Source organism: Brenneria alni (genome assembly GCF_003666245.1).
In the GTDB taxonomy this organism is placed as follows: Bacteria; Pseudomonadota; Gammaproteobacteria; order Enterobacterales; family Enterobacteriaceae; genus Brenneria; species Brenneria alni.
The window spans coordinates 26,057-41,892 of the sequence record NZ_MJLZ01000005.1 but is presented as its reverse complement, the minus strand read 5'-3'; the positions used below and the strand labels follow the sequence as shown (position 1 = coordinate 41,892).

Sequence of the window (15,836 nt, the reverse complement as noted above, 5' to 3'; positions counted from 1 at the left end):
ATGGCTCGTAGTACAGTAGAAGTACCTGATGATGTTCAGATTTGGATGGGCGATGGGCGCTATAAAGAAGGCTTCTTCACCGAACTGGCGACAGATGAACTGGCGCGCGGGATCAACGAAGAGGTTGTCCGGGCGATCTCGGCCAAGCGCAATGAACCGGAGTGGATGCTGGAGTTCCGGCTCAACGCTTACCGGGCATGGCTGGAAATGGACGAACCGCACTGGCTGAAAGCCCATTACAAGAAACTCGATTATCAGGATTATAGTTATTACTCCGCGCCATCCTGCGGCAGTTGCGATGACACCTGCGGCTCTCAGCCGGGCGCCACACAGCAGTCAGGCATTACGGAAGTCAATAATTACCTGACCAGCGAAGTCGAAAACGCCTTTAATCAGCTAGGGGTGCCGGTGCGCGAAGGTCAATCGGTGGCGGTGGACGCTATTTTTGACTCGGTTTCCGTGGCCACCACGTACCGGCATGAGCTGGCCGAACAGGGGATTATTTTCTGTTCCTTCAGCGAGGCGATTCAGGAGCACCCTGAGTTGGTTCGTCAGTATCTCGGTACTGTGGTGCCGTCGAATGACAACTTTTTTGCGGCGCTGAATGCCGCGGTCGCTTCCGACGGCACTTTTGTCTATATCCCGAAAGGCGTGCGCTGTCCGATGGAACTGTCCACCTATTTCCGCATTAATGCGGCCAAAACCGGACAGTTTGAGCGTACTATCCTGATTGCCGATGATGACAGTTATGTCAGCTACATTGAGGGGTGTTCCGCCCCGGTACGTGACAGCTACCAGCTTCACGCGGCAGTGGTTGAAGTGATCATCAATAAAAATGCCGAAGTGAAATATTCTACGGTGCAAAACTGGTTTGCCGGTCAAGAAAGCGAAGGCGGGATCCTCAACTTCGTGACCAAGCGGGCGCTGTGTGCCGGTGAGTACGCGAAAATGTCATGGACGCAATCAGAAACCGGCTCGGCCATTACCTGGAAATATCCCAGCGTGATTTTGCGTGGCGATCATTCGGTCGGCGAATTTTTTTCCGTCGCGCTCACCAATGGCCGTCAACAGGCGGATACCGGCACCAAGATGATACATATCGGCAAAAACACCCGTTCGACCATCATCTCCAAAGGGATTTCCGCCGGACACAGTGAAAACACCTACCGCGGGCTGGTGAAAATCATGCCGAGCGCTACCAACGCCCGTAATTTTACCCAGTGCGACTCCATGCTGATTGGCAGCGATTGCGGCGCGCATACCTTCCCGTATGTTGAAGTGCGCAACAACACCGCACAATTGGAGCATGAAGCGACGACATCGAAGATTGGCGACGATCAGCTATTTTACTGCCTGCAACGCGGCATCAGTGAAGATGATGCGATCTCGATGATCGTCAATGGCTTCTGTAAGGATGTTTTCTCTGAGCTGCCGCTGGAATTTGCGGTAGAGGCGCAAAAGTTACTGGCGATTAGCCTGGAACATAGTGTGGGTTAACTCGCCTACCGGGGTTTTCATTAATAAAGAAAATCACCGGTTACGAAAATGATGAGCGTCACAAGGTGTAAGACGCCTGAAGGATAGAGCATGTTAAGTATTGAAAATTTGAAAGTCAGCGTAGAAGGCAACGAGATCATTAAAGGGCTTAACCTCAATATTAAGCCGGGTGAAGTCCATGCCATTATGGGGCCGAACGGCTCAGGGAAAAGTACGCTCTCCGCGACGCTGGCCGGGCGTGAAGAATATGAAGTGACCGACGGTACGGTGAGTTTTAAAGGCAAGGATTTGCTGGAGTTGGCGCCTGAAGATCGAGCCGGTGAAGGCATCTTTATGGCGTTTCAGTATCCGGTGGAAATTCCCGGCGTCAGCAACCAGTTTTTCCTGCAAACCGCGGTCAATGCCGTGCGTAAATACCGGCAGTTGGAACCACTGGACCGTTTCGATTTCGCTGACTTTATTGAAGACAAAATCAAGTTGCTGAATATGCCAGCGGACTTGTTGACCCGTTCAGTCAATGTCGGGTTCTCCGGCGGGGAAAAGAAGCGTAACGACATTCTGCAAATGGCGGCGTTGGAACCGGATTTATGCATCCTGGACGAGACCGATTCCGGTCTGGATATTGATGCGTTGAAGATTGTCGCCAACGGGGTGAACTCGCTGCGCAACCAGCAGCGTGCATTTATCATCGTAACGCACTACCAGCGTATTCTGGATTATATCAAACCAGATTATGTTCACGTTCTGTATCAAGGGCGTATCGTTAAATCCGGTGATTTCTCGCTGGTGAAACAGTTGGAGGAGCAAGGCTATGGCTGGCTTACCGACCAACAATAAAACGACCGTTGAACAGAAACAGGGAAAAGCCTTACGCCAGTGGCACCACCTGTTTGAAAGCTATAGTCCTCAGCGATCGGCGGCGGCTCACCAGCACTGGCAGGAAGTTCTGCGTCTGGGGTTGCCTCACCGCAAACATGAGCACTGGAAATATACGCCGCTGGACGGGCTGCTGGCGCACGAATTTGTGGCTCCCGCAGTACGGCAGGTCGACCAGGCAACGCTGGATGCGCTGGCATTGCCGGTTGATTGCTGGCGACTGGTGTTTATTGATGGCGTATTCAGCGCGGAACTCAGTGACACGCAGTGGGGGCCTTACCAGATTGATGTCAACGCATCACGTAGCCACGGTGAATTACCGGCTGCCATCCAGCCAGACGTTTTTCTGCACCTGACTGAAAGTCTGGCGGTTGAAAGTACGCTGATTCGCTTAAGCGCAGGCCAGCAGGCGGAAAAACCGTTGTATTTACTGCACATCAGCAGCGGTCAGGCTCCGGCATCCGCACTGAATACCGTACCTCACCGCCATCACCTGAATGTTGAACGCGGCGCCAGCGCGCAGATTATCGAACATTATGTCAGCCTTGATGAGCAGGCGCATTTTACCGGTGCGCGATTGACAATTAACGCCGCGCAAAACAGCCGTGTCAACCATGTGAAGCTGGCGTTTGAAGCGGCGGCTAGCTATCACTTTTCACATAATGATTTGGTGTTGGCGCGTGATGCGCAGGTTAGCAGCCACAGCTTTTTGCTTGGCGCCGGTCTGACCCGTCACAACACCAGCGCCCAGCTTAATGGCGAGGGCACCAATCTGGCGATGAACAGCCTCATCCTGCCCATCGGCAGCGAGGTCTGTGATACCCGCACTTATCTGGAACATAACGACGGGTACGGTGAAAGCCGCCAGTTACATAAAACTATCGTCAGCGATCGGGCTAAAGCGGTGTTTAACGGCATGATCAAAGTGGCGCCCCACGCCCTGAAAACCGATGGTCAGATGACGAACAACAATCTGTTATTGGGACGGCTGGCCGAAGTGGATACCAAACCGCAGTTGGAAATCTATGCTGATGATGTGAAATGCAGCCACGGCGCCACCATCGGGCGTATGGATGAGGAGCAACTGTTCTATCTGCGTTCGCGTGGTATTACCCAACAGGATGCGCAGCAGATGATCATTTTTGCTTTTGCCGCCGAGGTGACGGAAGCCATTGCCGATGAGTCATTAAGAGAGGTGATCTTAAAACGTATTGCGCAGCGCTTGCCGAATGCACAGGCCGACTTATTAAAGGCAGATCTATGAGTTATCCAATCGAACAGGTTCGGGCCGATTTTCCGCTGCTGGCAACCGAAGTGAACGGGCAGCCGCTGGCTTATCTGGACAGTGCCGCCAGCGCACAAAAACCGCAGGCGGTGATTGACCGGGAACGGGCATTTTATCAGCATGAATATGCCGCCGTGCATCGCGGCATTCATACCCTGAGCGCACAGGCTACCAGTGCGATGGAAGCGGTACGCGAACAGGTGGCTTCTTTCATCAATGCCGCGTCGGCAGAAGAAATTGTTTTTGTCCGTGGTACGACGGAAGCCATTAATCTGGTGGCGAACAGCTATGGGCGTACTTTCCTCCAGCCGGGTGACAATCTCATCATCACCGAGATGGAACATCACGCCAATATCGTTCCCTGGCAGATGTTGGCGCAAGCTCGGGGTGTTGAAGTCCGCGTATTACCGCTGGCATCCGATGGTACGTTGGATCTGGCCAGCCTCCCGGCGTTGCTGGATGAACGTACCCGCTTACTGGCGGTAACGCACATTTCCAACGTGCTTGGCACGTTGAACCCGGTTAAAGAGATCATTGCTCAGGCAAAAGCCGCGGGTGCGGTTGTTCTGGTGGATGGCGCCCAGTCGATTATGCATCAGTCGATCGACGTACAGGATCTGGATTGCGATTTCTTCGTTTTTTCGGGACACAAGATTTATGGTCCCTCGGGGATCGGTGTGCTGTATGGCAAAAGTGCGTTGTTACAGGCAATGCCGCCGTGGGAAGGCGGCGGGGCGATGATCCGTCAAGTGAGTTTGCGCACCGGAACCACCTATGCCGATGCCCCGTGGCGCTTTGAGGCCGGATCGCCGAATACCGCCGGTATCATGGGGTTGGGCGCGGCCTTGAATTATGTTCTGGCTCTGGGGCGTGAAGCGATTCAGCGCTATGAGTCCTCTCTCATGCGTTATGCGCTGGAGGCGCTGATGCAGGTTCCTGATTTAGCACTGTATGGACCCGCAGAACGACAGGGCGTTATTGCCTTTAATCTTGGGCAGCACCACGCCTATGATGTCGGAAGTTTCCTCGATCAGTATGGCATTGCGATTCGCACCGGCCACCACTGCGCGATGCCGCTGATGGAACACTATGGTGTTTCCAGTATGTGCCGCGCCTCGCTGGCCATTTATACTACACGCGAAGAAATTGACCGGCTGGTTGCCGGGTTGCAACGCATCCGTCGATTACTGGGGTAGGGGTGTAAACACCGCTTTTATTGCCTGGGGAGGAAAAATGGCAAGTCTGCCGGATCCGCAGAAATTAGTGCGTAATTTTTCGCGCTGTCATAATTGGGAAGAGAAGTATCTTTATATCATTGAGCTGGGCGCCCGGCTGGAACCCCTGCCTGATGCGTGGCGACAGGCTGAAAACCTGATTTCAGGGTGCCAGAGTCAGGTATGGATAATCATGCAGCGTGATGGTCAAGGTCTGATTACCCTGCATGGAGACAGTGATGCGGCTATTGTGAAGGGGCTGATTGCCGTGGTATTCAGTCTTTATCAGGGGCTGACTGCGCAGGAGATCGTGGAACTGGACGTGCGCTCTTTCTTTCAGGAGCTGGCATTGAGCCAGCATCTGACCCCATCCCGCTCACAGGGGCTGGAAGCCATGCTACGGTCTATCCGTGTCAAGGCGATGTCATTATCTTAGCATCCGCTTGTAGTTGTCATCATCCCCGTGAAAACGGGGAACCATTCCGATATTTCAGAATTAGTCCCGTAGATTTATTTCCAGCTAAATTTTACCCTGACCTTCTTTTTGTAAAAATATGAATATCAATATCTTGATTTATAAATAAAATATTCTTTTGTTACCCTAATGCTAATATAGCAGGAGCATGATACTGGTTTCTAAAACAGAACCAGACATCGTTTATAAACCGACACCAGATCCGTGATGTAGGGAATTTTGTATGAAATGCGCATTAACTTTACTTGGTATGGTCTTTGCGACATATCTGGCAGGCAGTGCCACCGCCAGGGCGACAGAATATCCGTTGCCGCCGCCAAACAGTCGTCTTATCGGTGAGAATATCGCCTATACCGTCCCCAATGATGGTCGCCCGCTGGAAGAGGTTGCCGCTGATTTCAAGATTGGTTTATTGGGGATGCTGGAAGCAAATCCCGGAACCGATCCCTACCTGCCAAAAGCGGGTTCGACATTAACGATCCCGACTCAGATGCTGCTGCCGGATACGCCGCGTGAGGGGATTGTGGTTAACCTAGCGGAACTGCGGCTTTATTACTATCCGAAAGGTAAGAATACCGTCATCGTGTATCCTATCGGTATCGGTCAGTTAGGGCGTAAAACACCGTTAATGACAACGTCAGTTTCAGAAAAACGAGCGAACCCAACCTGGACGCCAACAGCGAATATCCGCAAACGTTATCTGGAAGAGGAGGGCATCACCCTCCCGGCGGTGATCCCAGCTGGCCCTGATAACCCGATGGGACTCCACGCCCTACGCCTTGCAGCGCACGGCGGCGTGTACCTGATCCATGGCACGAATGCGAATTTTGGTATTGGTATGCGTGTCAGCTCCGGTTGCATCCGGCTGCGGCCTGATGATATCGAAGCCTTGTTTAACACCGTTCCTGTCGGTACGCGTGTACAAATCGTCAATGATGCGATTAAGACTTCGCTTGAACCAGATGGCAAACGCTATGTAGAGGTCCACCAGCCATTATCCAAAACGGATCAGGATGACCCGCAAACCATGCCGATCAGTATCAATAAAAAGACCAAAGAATTTATTGATAACGACGACACCGACGCCAAAGCCGTAGCGGATGCCATTGTGCGTCGCTCTGGTATGCCGATACTGGTTAATATCGGTCAGGATATAAATACCTATCAGGAATCGATGCAGTCAGCGTCTGATGGCTCAGAGGCGCTACAGGGCGCGCCAATAACGGCTGTTAGTGCATCGTCGGCGGAAACGGCGAATCACCCGGCAGCGGGTGTTCAGTAGCGGCAGAATTTGCAGCAGAGCAATGGGTGTGCAGTTGTGCGCCCTGATAAGCAAAATCAATAGAAGTGATTTGAAGACAAAAAAATGGCGCACATTGTGCGCCATTTTCACTACTTGACCAGTTCGATTACTTTTTGTAAGTACGAACTTGGTTGTCCAGACGCTGGTTAGCACGAGCTGCGTCGTCTTTAGCAGCCTGTACGTCAGAGCGGATTGCGTTCACGTCGTTGCTCAGTTGGTCAACTTTAGCGTTCAGAGTCTGAACGTCAGAAGACAGCTGATCAATTTTAGCATTGCTGGAACAACCTGCCAGCAGAGTAGAACCCAGGATTACCGCGCCCAGTACCAGTTTAGTACGATTCATTATTAATACCCTCTAGATTGAGTTAATCTCCATGTAGCATTACAAGTATTACACAAACTTTTTTCTAATGAGAATAAATTTTTGATAAGAACATGCTTAATTTCGATTGTTCGCTCAAAGAAGCAGCGAGTTTTACAGAGCAATGAAAAAAGTAAGGAAAACAGGGCCATTTCTATCGGAAAAGTCTGGGCTTTTGACTATTAGAATTATATGTTAAACAAACGCATTAATTTGGTTATGACGACGAGTGTGATAACGACAGAATATAAAAAAGCGCCATTCAAGGCGCTTTTTTAATATGTGTGACAACCGCTGATTTAGAGACGATGCACTGATGCCGTATTGGTGGTTCCGCTTGGAACCAACGCGCCGGAAACCATTACCACAACATCGCCAACCTGAGCATAGCCGCTGTTTAACGCGGCCTCTTTACCGATTCGGTAGAAATCATCGGTAGAGGCAATTTCTTTTACCAGCAGCGTATCGACGCCTTTACTTAGCAGAAGCTGGCGGGCAGTGACTTCATTGGTCGTCAGCGCCAGGATCCGTGCATTGGGGAAGTATTTACGGATGGATTTAGCTGATTTGCCGCCACTGGTCGCCACCACGATCAGCGGCGCATCCAGCTTCTCAGCCGTCTCAACCGCGCCTCGGCACACGGCTTCCGTAATACGCAGCCTGCCCAGGGACTTGATGGTATCCAGACGAGACTTCATCACGGTGTCGGTACGTCGGCAAATCGTTGCCATGATAGTGACGGACTCAAGCGGGTATTTCCCTTTGGCGCTTTCCCCCGACAGCATGACGGCATCAGTACCATCAATGATGGCGTTAGCCACGTCACCCGCTTCAGCGCGGGTAGGTCGTGGATTTTTGATCATGGAGTCCAGCATTTGCGTGGCAGTGATAACGACTTTACGGGCTACGTTACATTTTTCAATCATCATTTTCTGCGCGAAAATCACTTCTTCAACTGGAATCTCAACACCCAGATCGCCACGTGCAACCATAATGCCGTCAGAGGCTTCCAGAATTTCGTCGAAATTATTCAGACCTTCCTGGTTTTCGATTTTAGAAATGATCTGAATGTGTTCGCCACCGTGCTGTTTCAGGTGCGCACGAATTTCTTCAACATCAGAACGTTTACGGATAAAAGAGGCTGCAATAAAATCGACGCCTTGTTCGCAGCCAAAAATCAGATCACGTTTGTCTTTTTCTGCCAGTGCCGGCAGTTGGATGGAGACGCCCGGCAGGTTGACACCCTTGTTTTCGCCCAGATCGCCATTGTTTAATACTTTGCATACCACCTGATTGCCGTTGATTGCCGTCACTTCCATGCCGATCAGACCATCATCGACCAGCACGGTATTACCGACGCTCAAATCTTGAGGGAAGCCAGCATAGGTAACTGCAACCCGTTCATTATTGCCGATGACGCTCTGGTCAGTGATGAAAGTAAACGTCTGACCGGCCGTCAGGGAAACATCAGAACCATTTTCCAGCTTCATGGTACGGATTTCCGGTCCCTTGGTGTCAAGCAGAATGGCCGCCTGTTTACCGGTTTTTGCCAGCACGGCGCGCAGGTTTTTAATACGTTGACCATGTTCAACATAATCCCCGTGCGAGAAGTTCAGGCGCATAACATTCATGCCTGCGTCCAGCATGTTGCTCAACATGTCTTCTGATTCTGTTTTGGGCCCGATGGTGCAAACAATTTTTGTCTTTTTCATACGATAGCTTCTACAAGTTGTGATGGATAAAAAAACGAGTGAACCGGCGGTAACGCGAGATTAACCCCCGGAAAAAATGCTTTTGGAAACAGTCTGAAAGAGATAAATATAGATAATGAAGTACATAACCGATCACCGCGTCTGGCAACGGGATAAGGGTAAACGATGCCTTTGTTAACGATATTAATGATAGCGGCACGTTGGTTAGCTGAAACCATTCAATTGAAACAACGTTCCGTATTATAGTTATTAACCGATGAGAAACAAGATGTTCGACGGCACCAAAGCGAATATTTTAGCCAGTTTACGCAAAAAACCTAACGATTTGTCTTTTTTACCGAGTGATGTTGCGCAATTACTGAGGAAAATCGCTTTCTGTCAATGGCTGAAGCGTTAAGTATATTGTGTGATAATGTGCTGTTGATCACTTCTTTCTTTGAAAAAGAAAAGAATATGTAAATAAAATGTTTTCTGTCGATCCATATCACGTTTCTGTTCAGTCGGTGTTGAGAAGATCATGATAAGTGGTAGTTTGTCCACCATTAAGGATTGTTACTGCAAAAGCAGGCAAAACCAGATATCCGTTCTCTTGGCGGATGTCTGGTTTTTTTGTTTCCAAGGTATGAATAATGAAAATTGCCAAGATACTCAACAATAATGTCGTGACGATTATCGACGAAAACAATAACGAGTCAGTTGTGATGGGGCGGGGGCTTGGTTTCAAAAAGCATACTGGCGATCGGCTGGATGAATCGCTGATTGAACGTGTGTTTGTACTGAAAAGCGGCGAATTGACATCACGCCTGAGAGAGCTGCTTTCAGAGATCCCACTAGACGTGATCACCACCGCTGATAAAATCATTTTGCTGGCAAAAGAGCGTCTGCCGGGAAAGTTGCAAAACAGTATTTATATCTCTTTAACCGATCACTGCCACTTTGCGATTGAACGGCACAAACAAGGGGTCAATATTCGTAATGTGCTGCTGTGGGAGATAAAGCGTCTATACCAGAAAGAGTTTGCGATCGGCATGGAGGCGTTGGATATTATTGAGCAGCGCTTGTCTGTGCGATTGCCGGAAGATGAAGCGGGCTTTATTGCTTTGCATTTAGTTAATGCGCAACTTGATAGTGAAATGCCGGAAGTTATTCATATTACAAAGATCATGCAGGAAATCCTGAATATTGTTAAATACCAGTTAAACCTGGACTATAATGAGCAGGCATTAAGTTATCATCGCTTCGTCACTCATCTTAAGTTTTTTGCGCAACGGCTCATTGGGAAAAACACTGTATTCAGTGATGATGAATCATTACATGATGTAGTTAAAGAAAAATATCATCTTGCTTATATTTGTGCTGAAAAAATACAAGCCTATATCGATCAACAGTATAATTATAGTTTGACCAAAGAGGAGTTAATGTTTTTGACTATCCATATTGAGCGGGTAAGAACAGAATTGCTTGAAAAGGAGTAAATAAAATTTGCTGTTCGTCACATAATGGCAATAGAGTAGAGATAAATTACTTGCACAGATCCAGGTTTGGATAATAGAATTTGTGCAGTAGCAAAGACAGTAAAATCAGGATTGTCACTGTACTGCTGAATATCAGTTTTACAGGCAAAACCTAAACCATTTTTTTCATGAACCACTATTAGGTGGCGAGAAAAATGGTTTAGGTTTTTTTTCGTCTAAAAAATAATATTGGACGTTCGTAATGTCCTGCTTGATATATGTGGTTACTGAGCGTTAAGGAAAGACAATGAAATACAAGATATTAGCCAGTGAGATACTTGAAGGCGTTGGTGGCAGTGGTAATGTGAACAGCGTATTACATTGCGCAACGCGGCTTCGTTTTAAATTAAAAGATAGAAAGAAAGCGGATGTTGCCGCGCTGAAAGATAACCCTGGAATTATTATGGTAGTCGAAAGCGGCGGTCAGTTTCAGGTAGTTATCGGTAATCATGTAAACGAAGTTTATAATGATTTCCTTACTTTTTCGGGTATCACTGAGCACGCTAATGCTGATCTTGACAACGAGGGTAAGCAGCCAAAGGAAAATATTTTCTCACGCTTTATCGATATTATTGCCGGGATTTTTACCCCGCTGATGGGGATTATGGCCGCATCAGGAATATTAAAAGGTTTTTTAGCTTTGAGTCTGGCTTGCGGTTGGTTAATGGAAAGTAGTGGGACGTATAAATTATTATTTTCCGCCAGCGACTCACTATTTTATTTTTTACCCATCATCCTCGGTTATACCGCTGGTAAAAAATTTGGCGGGAATACTTTCGTTACTATGGCGATCGGCGGTGCGCTGGTGCATCCAACTATGATCGATTCGTTTAATGCCATGTCAGTGGCGGATTATCAACCGCTGCATTTTCTGGGAATACCGATTACGTTTATCAATTATGCATCATCGGTGATTCCAATTATTTTCGCCGCATGGATTTCTTGCCGCCTGGAAAAACCGCTGAATGTAATATTACATACCAATATCCGTAATTTCTTTACTCCGGCGCTATGCCTGTTAATTACCGTGCCACTAACGTTTTTATTGATCGGCCCGGTCGCCACCTGGTTGAGCCAGCAATTGGCACACGGTTATCAGTTTGTTTATGGCGCCAGTCCGACAGTTGCCGGGGCGTTTATGGGCGCCATGTGGCAGGTGTGTGTCATATTCGGTCTGCACTGGGGGTTTGTTCCATTAATGATGAATAATTTCAGCGCATTAGGCCAGGATACCCTGATACCTTTGCTGATCCCCGCTGTACTGGGGCAGGCAGGCGCTGCGCTGGGCGTATTTTTACGTACACGGGATATAAAGTTGAAAGGCATCTCCGGTTCGGCATTTTCAGCAGCGATTTTCGGTATCACAGAGCCTGCGGTCTACGGCGTCACGCTGCCATTGCGCCGTCCCTTTATCTTTGGTTGTATCGGCGGGGCTATGGGGGCATCGGTACTGGGATATTTCCATACGGTTCAATACTCATTCGGGCTGCCCAGTATTTTTTCCTTTACGCAAATCATTCCGGCTACCGGCTTTGATGACTCCGTGTGGGCGGCCATTGCCGGTACGGTAATCGCCTTTGTGTTCGCTGCGCTGGCCAGCTACCTGTTTGGGATAAAAAAAGATGTCGTATCGGAAACTCCTGCAATGGAAACGGCCCCGAAACGCACCGTTTCAGGGCGCCAGCACTCCATCAGCAGCCCCATCGCAGGTGAAACCCTTCCATTAGAGCAGGTTGCCGATCAGACGTTTGCCAGCGGGTTAATGGGGAAAGGTATTGCCATCAAGCCGCAGGTCGGGCGGGTGGTTTCACCGATAAATGGCGCTGTCGCATCACTGTTTAAAACCCATCACGCCATTGGTCTGGAGTCTGATGATGGCGCCGAAGTGTTAATTCATGTTGGGATTGATACCGTAAAACTAAATGGGCAGTATTTCACTGCTCACGTCAAAACCGGCGATACGGTGAAGCAAGGGGATTTGCTGGTGGAGTTTGATTATCAGGCTATTGAGGCGGCGGGGTATGACACCATCACCCCCGTCATTATTACCAACAGCGACGACTATATTGATGTGTTGCCCGTGGCGGAAAACGCCGTACAGGAACTGGCGCCATTATTAACGTTAATACGCTGATTAACAAGAATATTTATCACCATAATTGGGAAGGAGAGAAAAAATGAGCCACCGTTTTCCTGAAGGTTTTTTGTGGGGCGGCGCGATTGCGGCCAATCAGGTGGAAGGCGCGTATTTAACCGATGGTAAAGGGCTGTCAACATCGGACTTACAGCCGCATGGCGTTTTTGGCGAGATTGTAGAAAGAACGGCGGGAGACAGCGGAATCAAGGATGTGGCGATCGACTTTTATCATCGTTATCCAGAGGATATCGCGCTGTTTGCCGAGATGGGATTCAAGTGCCTGCGTACTTCCATTGCCTGGACGCGCATTTTTCCTCAGGGGGATGAGGACTTACCGAATGAGGCAGGGCTGGCGTTTTATGACCGCCTGTTTGATGAATTGGCAAAACATAATATTACGCCATTAGTGACATTGTCACATTATGAAATGCCCTATGGGTTGGTGAAAAACTATGGCGGCTGGGGCAATCGGCAAGTGATTGCCTTTTTTGAGCGTTATGCCCGCACGGTATTCCAGCGTTTTCAGCATAAGGTCAAACACTGGTTGACGTTTAACGAGATTAATATGTCGCTACATGCGCCGTTTACCGGCGTCGGTTTGCCGGAAAACAGTGATAAATCGGCTGTTTATCAAGCGATTCATCATCAACTGGTCGCCAGCGCTAAGGCGGTAAAAGCTTGTCACGACATTATTCCCGATGCAAAAATCGGCAATATGCTGCTGGGCGGGTTGCTCTATCCGCTAACGTGTAAACCGACTGATGTGCTGGAAACCTTGCATCAGAACCGGGAATGGTTGTTCTTCGGTGATGTTCAGGCGCGTGGTAGTTACCCTGCCTATATGAAACGTTTCTTTAAGCAGAACGCTATCGAATTACAGATAACCGATGATGACCGGGCGGCGCTCAAAGAAACCGTTGATTTTATTTCCTTCAGCTATTACATGAGCGGCTGTGTGACCGTTGATGAGGAACTCAACCAAAAGGCGCGCGCCAATATTCTGAATATGGTGCCGAACCCGCATCTGGCAAGTTCGGACTGGGGCTGGCAGATCGATCCTGAAGGGCTGCGCATATTGCTGAATGTGTTGCATGACCGTTATCAGAAACCACTGTTTATCGTAGAGAATGGATTAGGCGCCAAAGACCAGATTGAAAGCGACGGCAGCATCAATGACGACTATCGTATTCAGTATCTTAACGATCATCTGGTTCAGGTTGGTGAAGCGATTGAAGATGGTGTTGACGTTCTCGGCTATACCTCCTGGGGGCCGATCGATTTGGTGAGCGCCTCGAAAGCGGAAATGTCTAAACGTTACGGTTTTATTTATGTTGACCGCGACGATCAGGGAAATGGAACGCTTGAACGGAAAAAGAAGAAGAGTTTTTACTGGTATAAAGAGGTGATTAACAGTAATGGAGAAAGTTTAAACAGAAAAAAATAATAATATTTTCATAAAAAATAGCGACGATTATTGTTTTTTACTGCAATAATCGTTGCTGTAAGAAAAATCGTAAAATGGAGATGAATAATTTAATTATTAAAAATAGATATTTTAATTTTACATTTATTTCTTATCTTAATCTGACCACGGGAAAACTATGAAGCTAAAAAATAGTTTTATTATCATAACTGCGTTGTTGTATTCAATACCCTTTCATTTATCAGCGAATGAAATGTTGACGATTGAACAACGTCTGGCCGCTTTAGAACAGGATTTAAGAGAAACAAAGCAGGAGCTGAAAAGATATAAAGAAAGAGAAAGGAAAAATATTGTTATTTCAAATAAAAATAATAGACCTGTAAAAGATGAACAAACTAATACCTATGTTACTAATGATAATGCACAGTCGGTAATAAAATCACCGGAAGATAAAGCAAAAAATACCGTTACACTGGTATCGGGAAATTCGCCTGATGATAAAAAGGTAAATTCATCAATGACGCTGAATGAACTGAGTCAGTACATGAAAGAAGATATCGGCTTCACTTATAGTGGTTATTTCCGTTCCGGCTGGGCCACCGGTTCCCGAGGCGCGCCGAAGTCCTACGCTATCGGTTCTCTGGGACGCTATGGTAATGAACATGGCGCGTGGTTCGATCTGCAACTGTCGCAGAAAGTGTACGATCGTGACGGGAAAGTCGCCAAAGCCGTGGTCATGCTGGACGGGAATGTCGGGTTACAGTACAGCAATGGGTGGTTTGATAAAAACTCGGAAAATGCACTCCAGTTTTCAGATATCTATCTAACCACCAAAGGCTTTCTGCCCTTTGCGCCGGAAGCTGACTTCTGGGTGGGTAAACATTATATGCCGGTCTATGAGATACAGATGCTGGACTGGAAGAGCCAGCGTACCGACGCTGGCGCCGGTGTCGGTATTGAGAACTGGCAGGTTGGGCCAGGCCAGTTGAATGTGTCGCTGACTCGTCAGGATCTGAACGCCCATGCGGTGGATTATAATGCCTCGGGTAATTCGCAGCAGGTAAATAGTAATTCCATTGATATGAAATATAAACATATTCCGCTATGGGACAAGGCCGAACTGGAACTGTTTGGCCGATATGCAATGGCGAACGCTAATGACACTAATCGCAAAAATGAAAATGACGGCAGTTATTACAGCGTCAAGGATGCCTGGTATGCAGGGGTTATTTTGCGGCAGAGTTTCTCCAGCGGCGGTTTTAATGAATTTACCCTGCAAGGGGCGAATAACTCCATCGCCAGTGGCTTTGGCCTTATTTCTGATGCTAATCCATCTTATGGTTATGGTGACGACTATTATGGCGAGCACAGCAATGGTAAAGCTATTAGGTTAATATCTCAGGGAGAGATATATTTACGTCCTAACGTTATCATGGCAAATGCGCTGGTATATTCCACCGGTGACGATGTTTATAGTTACGATACCGGCGCACATACCGATTTTGAAACTATTCGTGCTGTTATTCGCCCAGCGTATATCTGGAAAAATAACCATCAAACGGGTGTCGAATTAGGCTGGTTTGATCAGAAAAATACAGCCGGAGGCGTGGAATATCATGAGTCGGGTTATAAAACCACACTGTTCCACAGCATTAAGGTGGATACCAGTATGCTCACCTCACGACCTGAAATTCGCTTTTACGGCACCTACCTGAAATCGTTGGATAATGAAATCAGCCAGTTCCGCTTTGCCGACAGTAAGAGCGATCAGTTTACCGTTGGCGTACAGGCCGAGGTCTGGTGGTAATCGGCGGTTTTTATAACGTGTCGGATCGACATCATGGCATGAAATCCAGCGATGGATTTCATGCTGTTTCGCTGTTTATTCGTATTTACTCTGAATAAAAAGATAAGAAATTTTTTATGGCTACTGATGAAACCATTGGTACGACCGAGTGGACTCGAACCACCGACCCCCACCATGTCAAGGTGGTGCTCTAACCAACTGAGCTACGGTCGTACAGAAGACGGCGCATTTT

12 protein-coding genes and 1 tRNA gene are annotated in these 15,836 nt (G+C 48.1%); 10 read left to right on the top strand and 3 right to left on the bottom strand.

The features are described 5' to 3' along the window. The 6 genes from sufB (at position 1) to BIY29_RS04000 (ending at position 6,629) form a co-directional block, all read left to right on the top strand. Positions 1 to 1,497: a Fe-S cluster assembly protein SufB gene (sufB, locus tag BIY29_RS04025; RefSeq protein ID WP_121573865.1), complete on the top strand. Its 1,497-nt coding sequence runs from the start codon at positions 1 to 3 to the stop codon at positions 1,495 to 1,497. Positions 1,498 to 1,587: 90 nt separating this feature from the next. Beyond that, positions 1,588 to 2,334 carry a Fe-S cluster assembly ATPase SufC gene (gene sufC, locus BIY29_RS04020; RefSeq protein ID WP_121573864.1) on the top strand — a complete coding sequence of 249 codons (747 nt, stop codon included), beginning with the start codon at positions 1,588 to 1,590 and terminating at the stop codon, positions 2,332 to 2,334. After that, on the top strand, positions 2,309 to 3,637 hold the full coding sequence (gene sufD / locus BIY29_RS04015; protein WP_121573863.1) for a Fe-S cluster assembly protein SufD: 1,329 nt from the start codon (positions 2,309 to 2,311) through the stop codon (positions 3,635 to 3,637). Before sufC ends, sufD begins: the two co-directional genes overlap by 26 nt. Then, entirely contained in the window at positions 3,634 to 4,854 is a 1,221-nt protein-coding gene (gene sufS, locus BIY29_RS04010) for a cysteine desulfurase SufS (protein WP_121573862.1), read from the top strand. Before sufD ends, sufS begins: the two co-directional genes overlap by 4 nt. A gap of 37 nt (positions 4,855 to 4,891) precedes the next feature. Continuing rightward, a complete protein-coding gene (gene sufE, locus BIY29_RS04005; RefSeq protein ID WP_121573861.1) occupies positions 4,892 to 5,308 on the top strand; it encodes a cysteine desulfuration protein SufE in 417 nt (138 codons plus the stop codon). Positions 5,309 to 5,570: 262 nt separating this feature from the next. Next, entirely contained in the window at positions 5,571 to 6,629 is a 1,059-nt protein-coding gene (locus BIY29_RS04000; RefSeq protein ID WP_121573860.1) for a L,D-transpeptidase family protein, read from the top strand. Positions 6,630 to 6,756: 127 nt separating this feature from the next. Here BIY29_RS04000 and BIY29_RS03995 read toward each other — a convergent pair whose 3' ends face one another. Both BIY29_RS03995 and pykF read right to left on the bottom strand, forming a co-directional pair. Further along, positions 6,757 to 6,993, bottom strand: a complete 237-nt coding sequence (locus BIY29_RS03995; RefSeq protein WP_005970385.1) for a major outer membrane lipoprotein — start codon at positions 6,991 to 6,993, stop codon at positions 6,757 to 6,759. A gap of 317 nt (positions 6,994 to 7,310) precedes the next feature. Continuing rightward, complete coding sequence (gene pykF / locus BIY29_RS03990) at positions 7,311 to 8,723, bottom strand: pyruvate kinase PykF (protein ID WP_121573859.1); 1,413 nt, start codon at positions 8,721 to 8,723, stop codon at positions 7,311 to 7,313. Between the two features lie 629 nt (positions 8,724 to 9,352). On the opposite strand from pykF, the gene licT reads away from it, so the two are divergent. From licT to BIY29_RS03965, 4 genes are all read left to right on the top strand, one after another. After that, the gene (gene licT, locus BIY29_RS03980) at positions 9,353 to 10,198 is read left to right on the top strand and encodes a BglG family transcription antiterminator LicT (protein WP_121573857.1); all 846 of its coding nucleotides are present in this window, start codon (positions 9,353 to 9,355) and stop codon (positions 10,196 to 10,198) included. Between the two features lie 286 nt (positions 10,199 to 10,484). Further along, complete coding sequence (bglF, locus tag BIY29_RS03975) at positions 10,485 to 12,371, top strand: PTS beta-glucoside transporter subunit IIABC (protein ID WP_121573856.1); 1,887 nt, start codon at positions 10,485 to 10,487, stop codon at positions 12,369 to 12,371. A gap of 43 nt (positions 12,372 to 12,414) precedes the next feature. Further along, positions 12,415 to 13,818, top strand: a complete 1,404-nt coding sequence (locus tag BIY29_RS03970) for a glycoside hydrolase family 1 protein (protein ID WP_121573855.1) — start codon at positions 12,415 to 12,417, stop codon at positions 13,816 to 13,818. Positions 13,819 to 13,975: 157 nt separating this feature from the next. Continuing rightward, entirely contained in the window at positions 13,976 to 15,604 is a 1,629-nt protein-coding gene (locus tag BIY29_RS03965) for a carbohydrate porin (RefSeq protein ID WP_121573854.1), read from the top strand. A 136-nt stretch (positions 15,605 to 15,740) separates the two neighbouring features. On the opposite strand, the gene BIY29_RS03960 is transcribed toward BIY29_RS03965, so the two are convergent. Next, positions 15,741 to 15,817: transfer RNA gene (locus BIY29_RS03960), tRNA-Val, on the bottom strand. Between the last annotated feature and the right edge of the window lie 19 nt (positions 15,818 to 15,836).

Excerpts from the sequence above, each read along its gene's own strand:
- sufB (WP_121573865.1), top strand. The coding sequence starts at position 1 with ATGGCTCGTAGTACAGTAGAAGTACCTGATGATGTTCAGATTTGGATG.
- sufC (WP_121573864.1), top strand. The coding sequence starts at position 1,588 with ATGTTAAGTATTGAAAATTTGAAAGTCAGCGTAGAAGGCAACGAGATC.
- sufD (WP_121573863.1), top strand. The coding sequence starts at position 2,309 with ATGGCTGGCTTACCGACCAACAATAAAACGACCGTTGAACAGAAACAG.
- sufS (WP_121573862.1), top strand. The coding sequence starts at position 3,634 with ATGAGTTATCCAATCGAACAGGTTCGGGCCGATTTTCCGCTGCTGGCA.
- sufE (WP_121573861.1), top strand. The coding sequence starts at position 4,892 with ATGGCAAGTCTGCCGGATCCGCAGAAATTAGTGCGTAATTTTTCGCGC.
- BIY29_RS04000 (WP_121573860.1), top strand. The coding sequence starts at position 5,571 with ATGAAATGCGCATTAACTTTACTTGGTATGGTCTTTGCGACATATCTG.
- BIY29_RS03995 (WP_005970385.1), bottom strand. The coding sequence starts at position 6,993 with ATGAATCGTACTAAACTGGTACTGGGCGCGGTAATCCTGGGTTCTACT.
- pykF (WP_121573859.1), bottom strand. The coding sequence starts at position 8,723 with ATGAAAAAGACAAAAATTGTTTGCACCATCGGGCCCAAAACAGAATCA.
- licT (WP_121573857.1), top strand. The coding sequence starts at position 9,353 with ATGAAAATTGCCAAGATACTCAACAATAATGTCGTGACGATTATCGAC.
- bglF (WP_121573856.1), top strand. The coding sequence starts at position 10,485 with ATGAAATACAAGATATTAGCCAGTGAGATACTTGAAGGCGTTGGTGGC.
- BIY29_RS03970 (WP_121573855.1), top strand. The coding sequence starts at position 12,415 with ATGAGCCACCGTTTTCCTGAAGGTTTTTTGTGGGGCGGCGCGATTGCG.
- BIY29_RS03965 (WP_121573854.1), top strand. The coding sequence starts at position 13,976 with ATGAAGCTAAAAAATAGTTTTATTATCATAACTGCGTTGTTGTATTCA.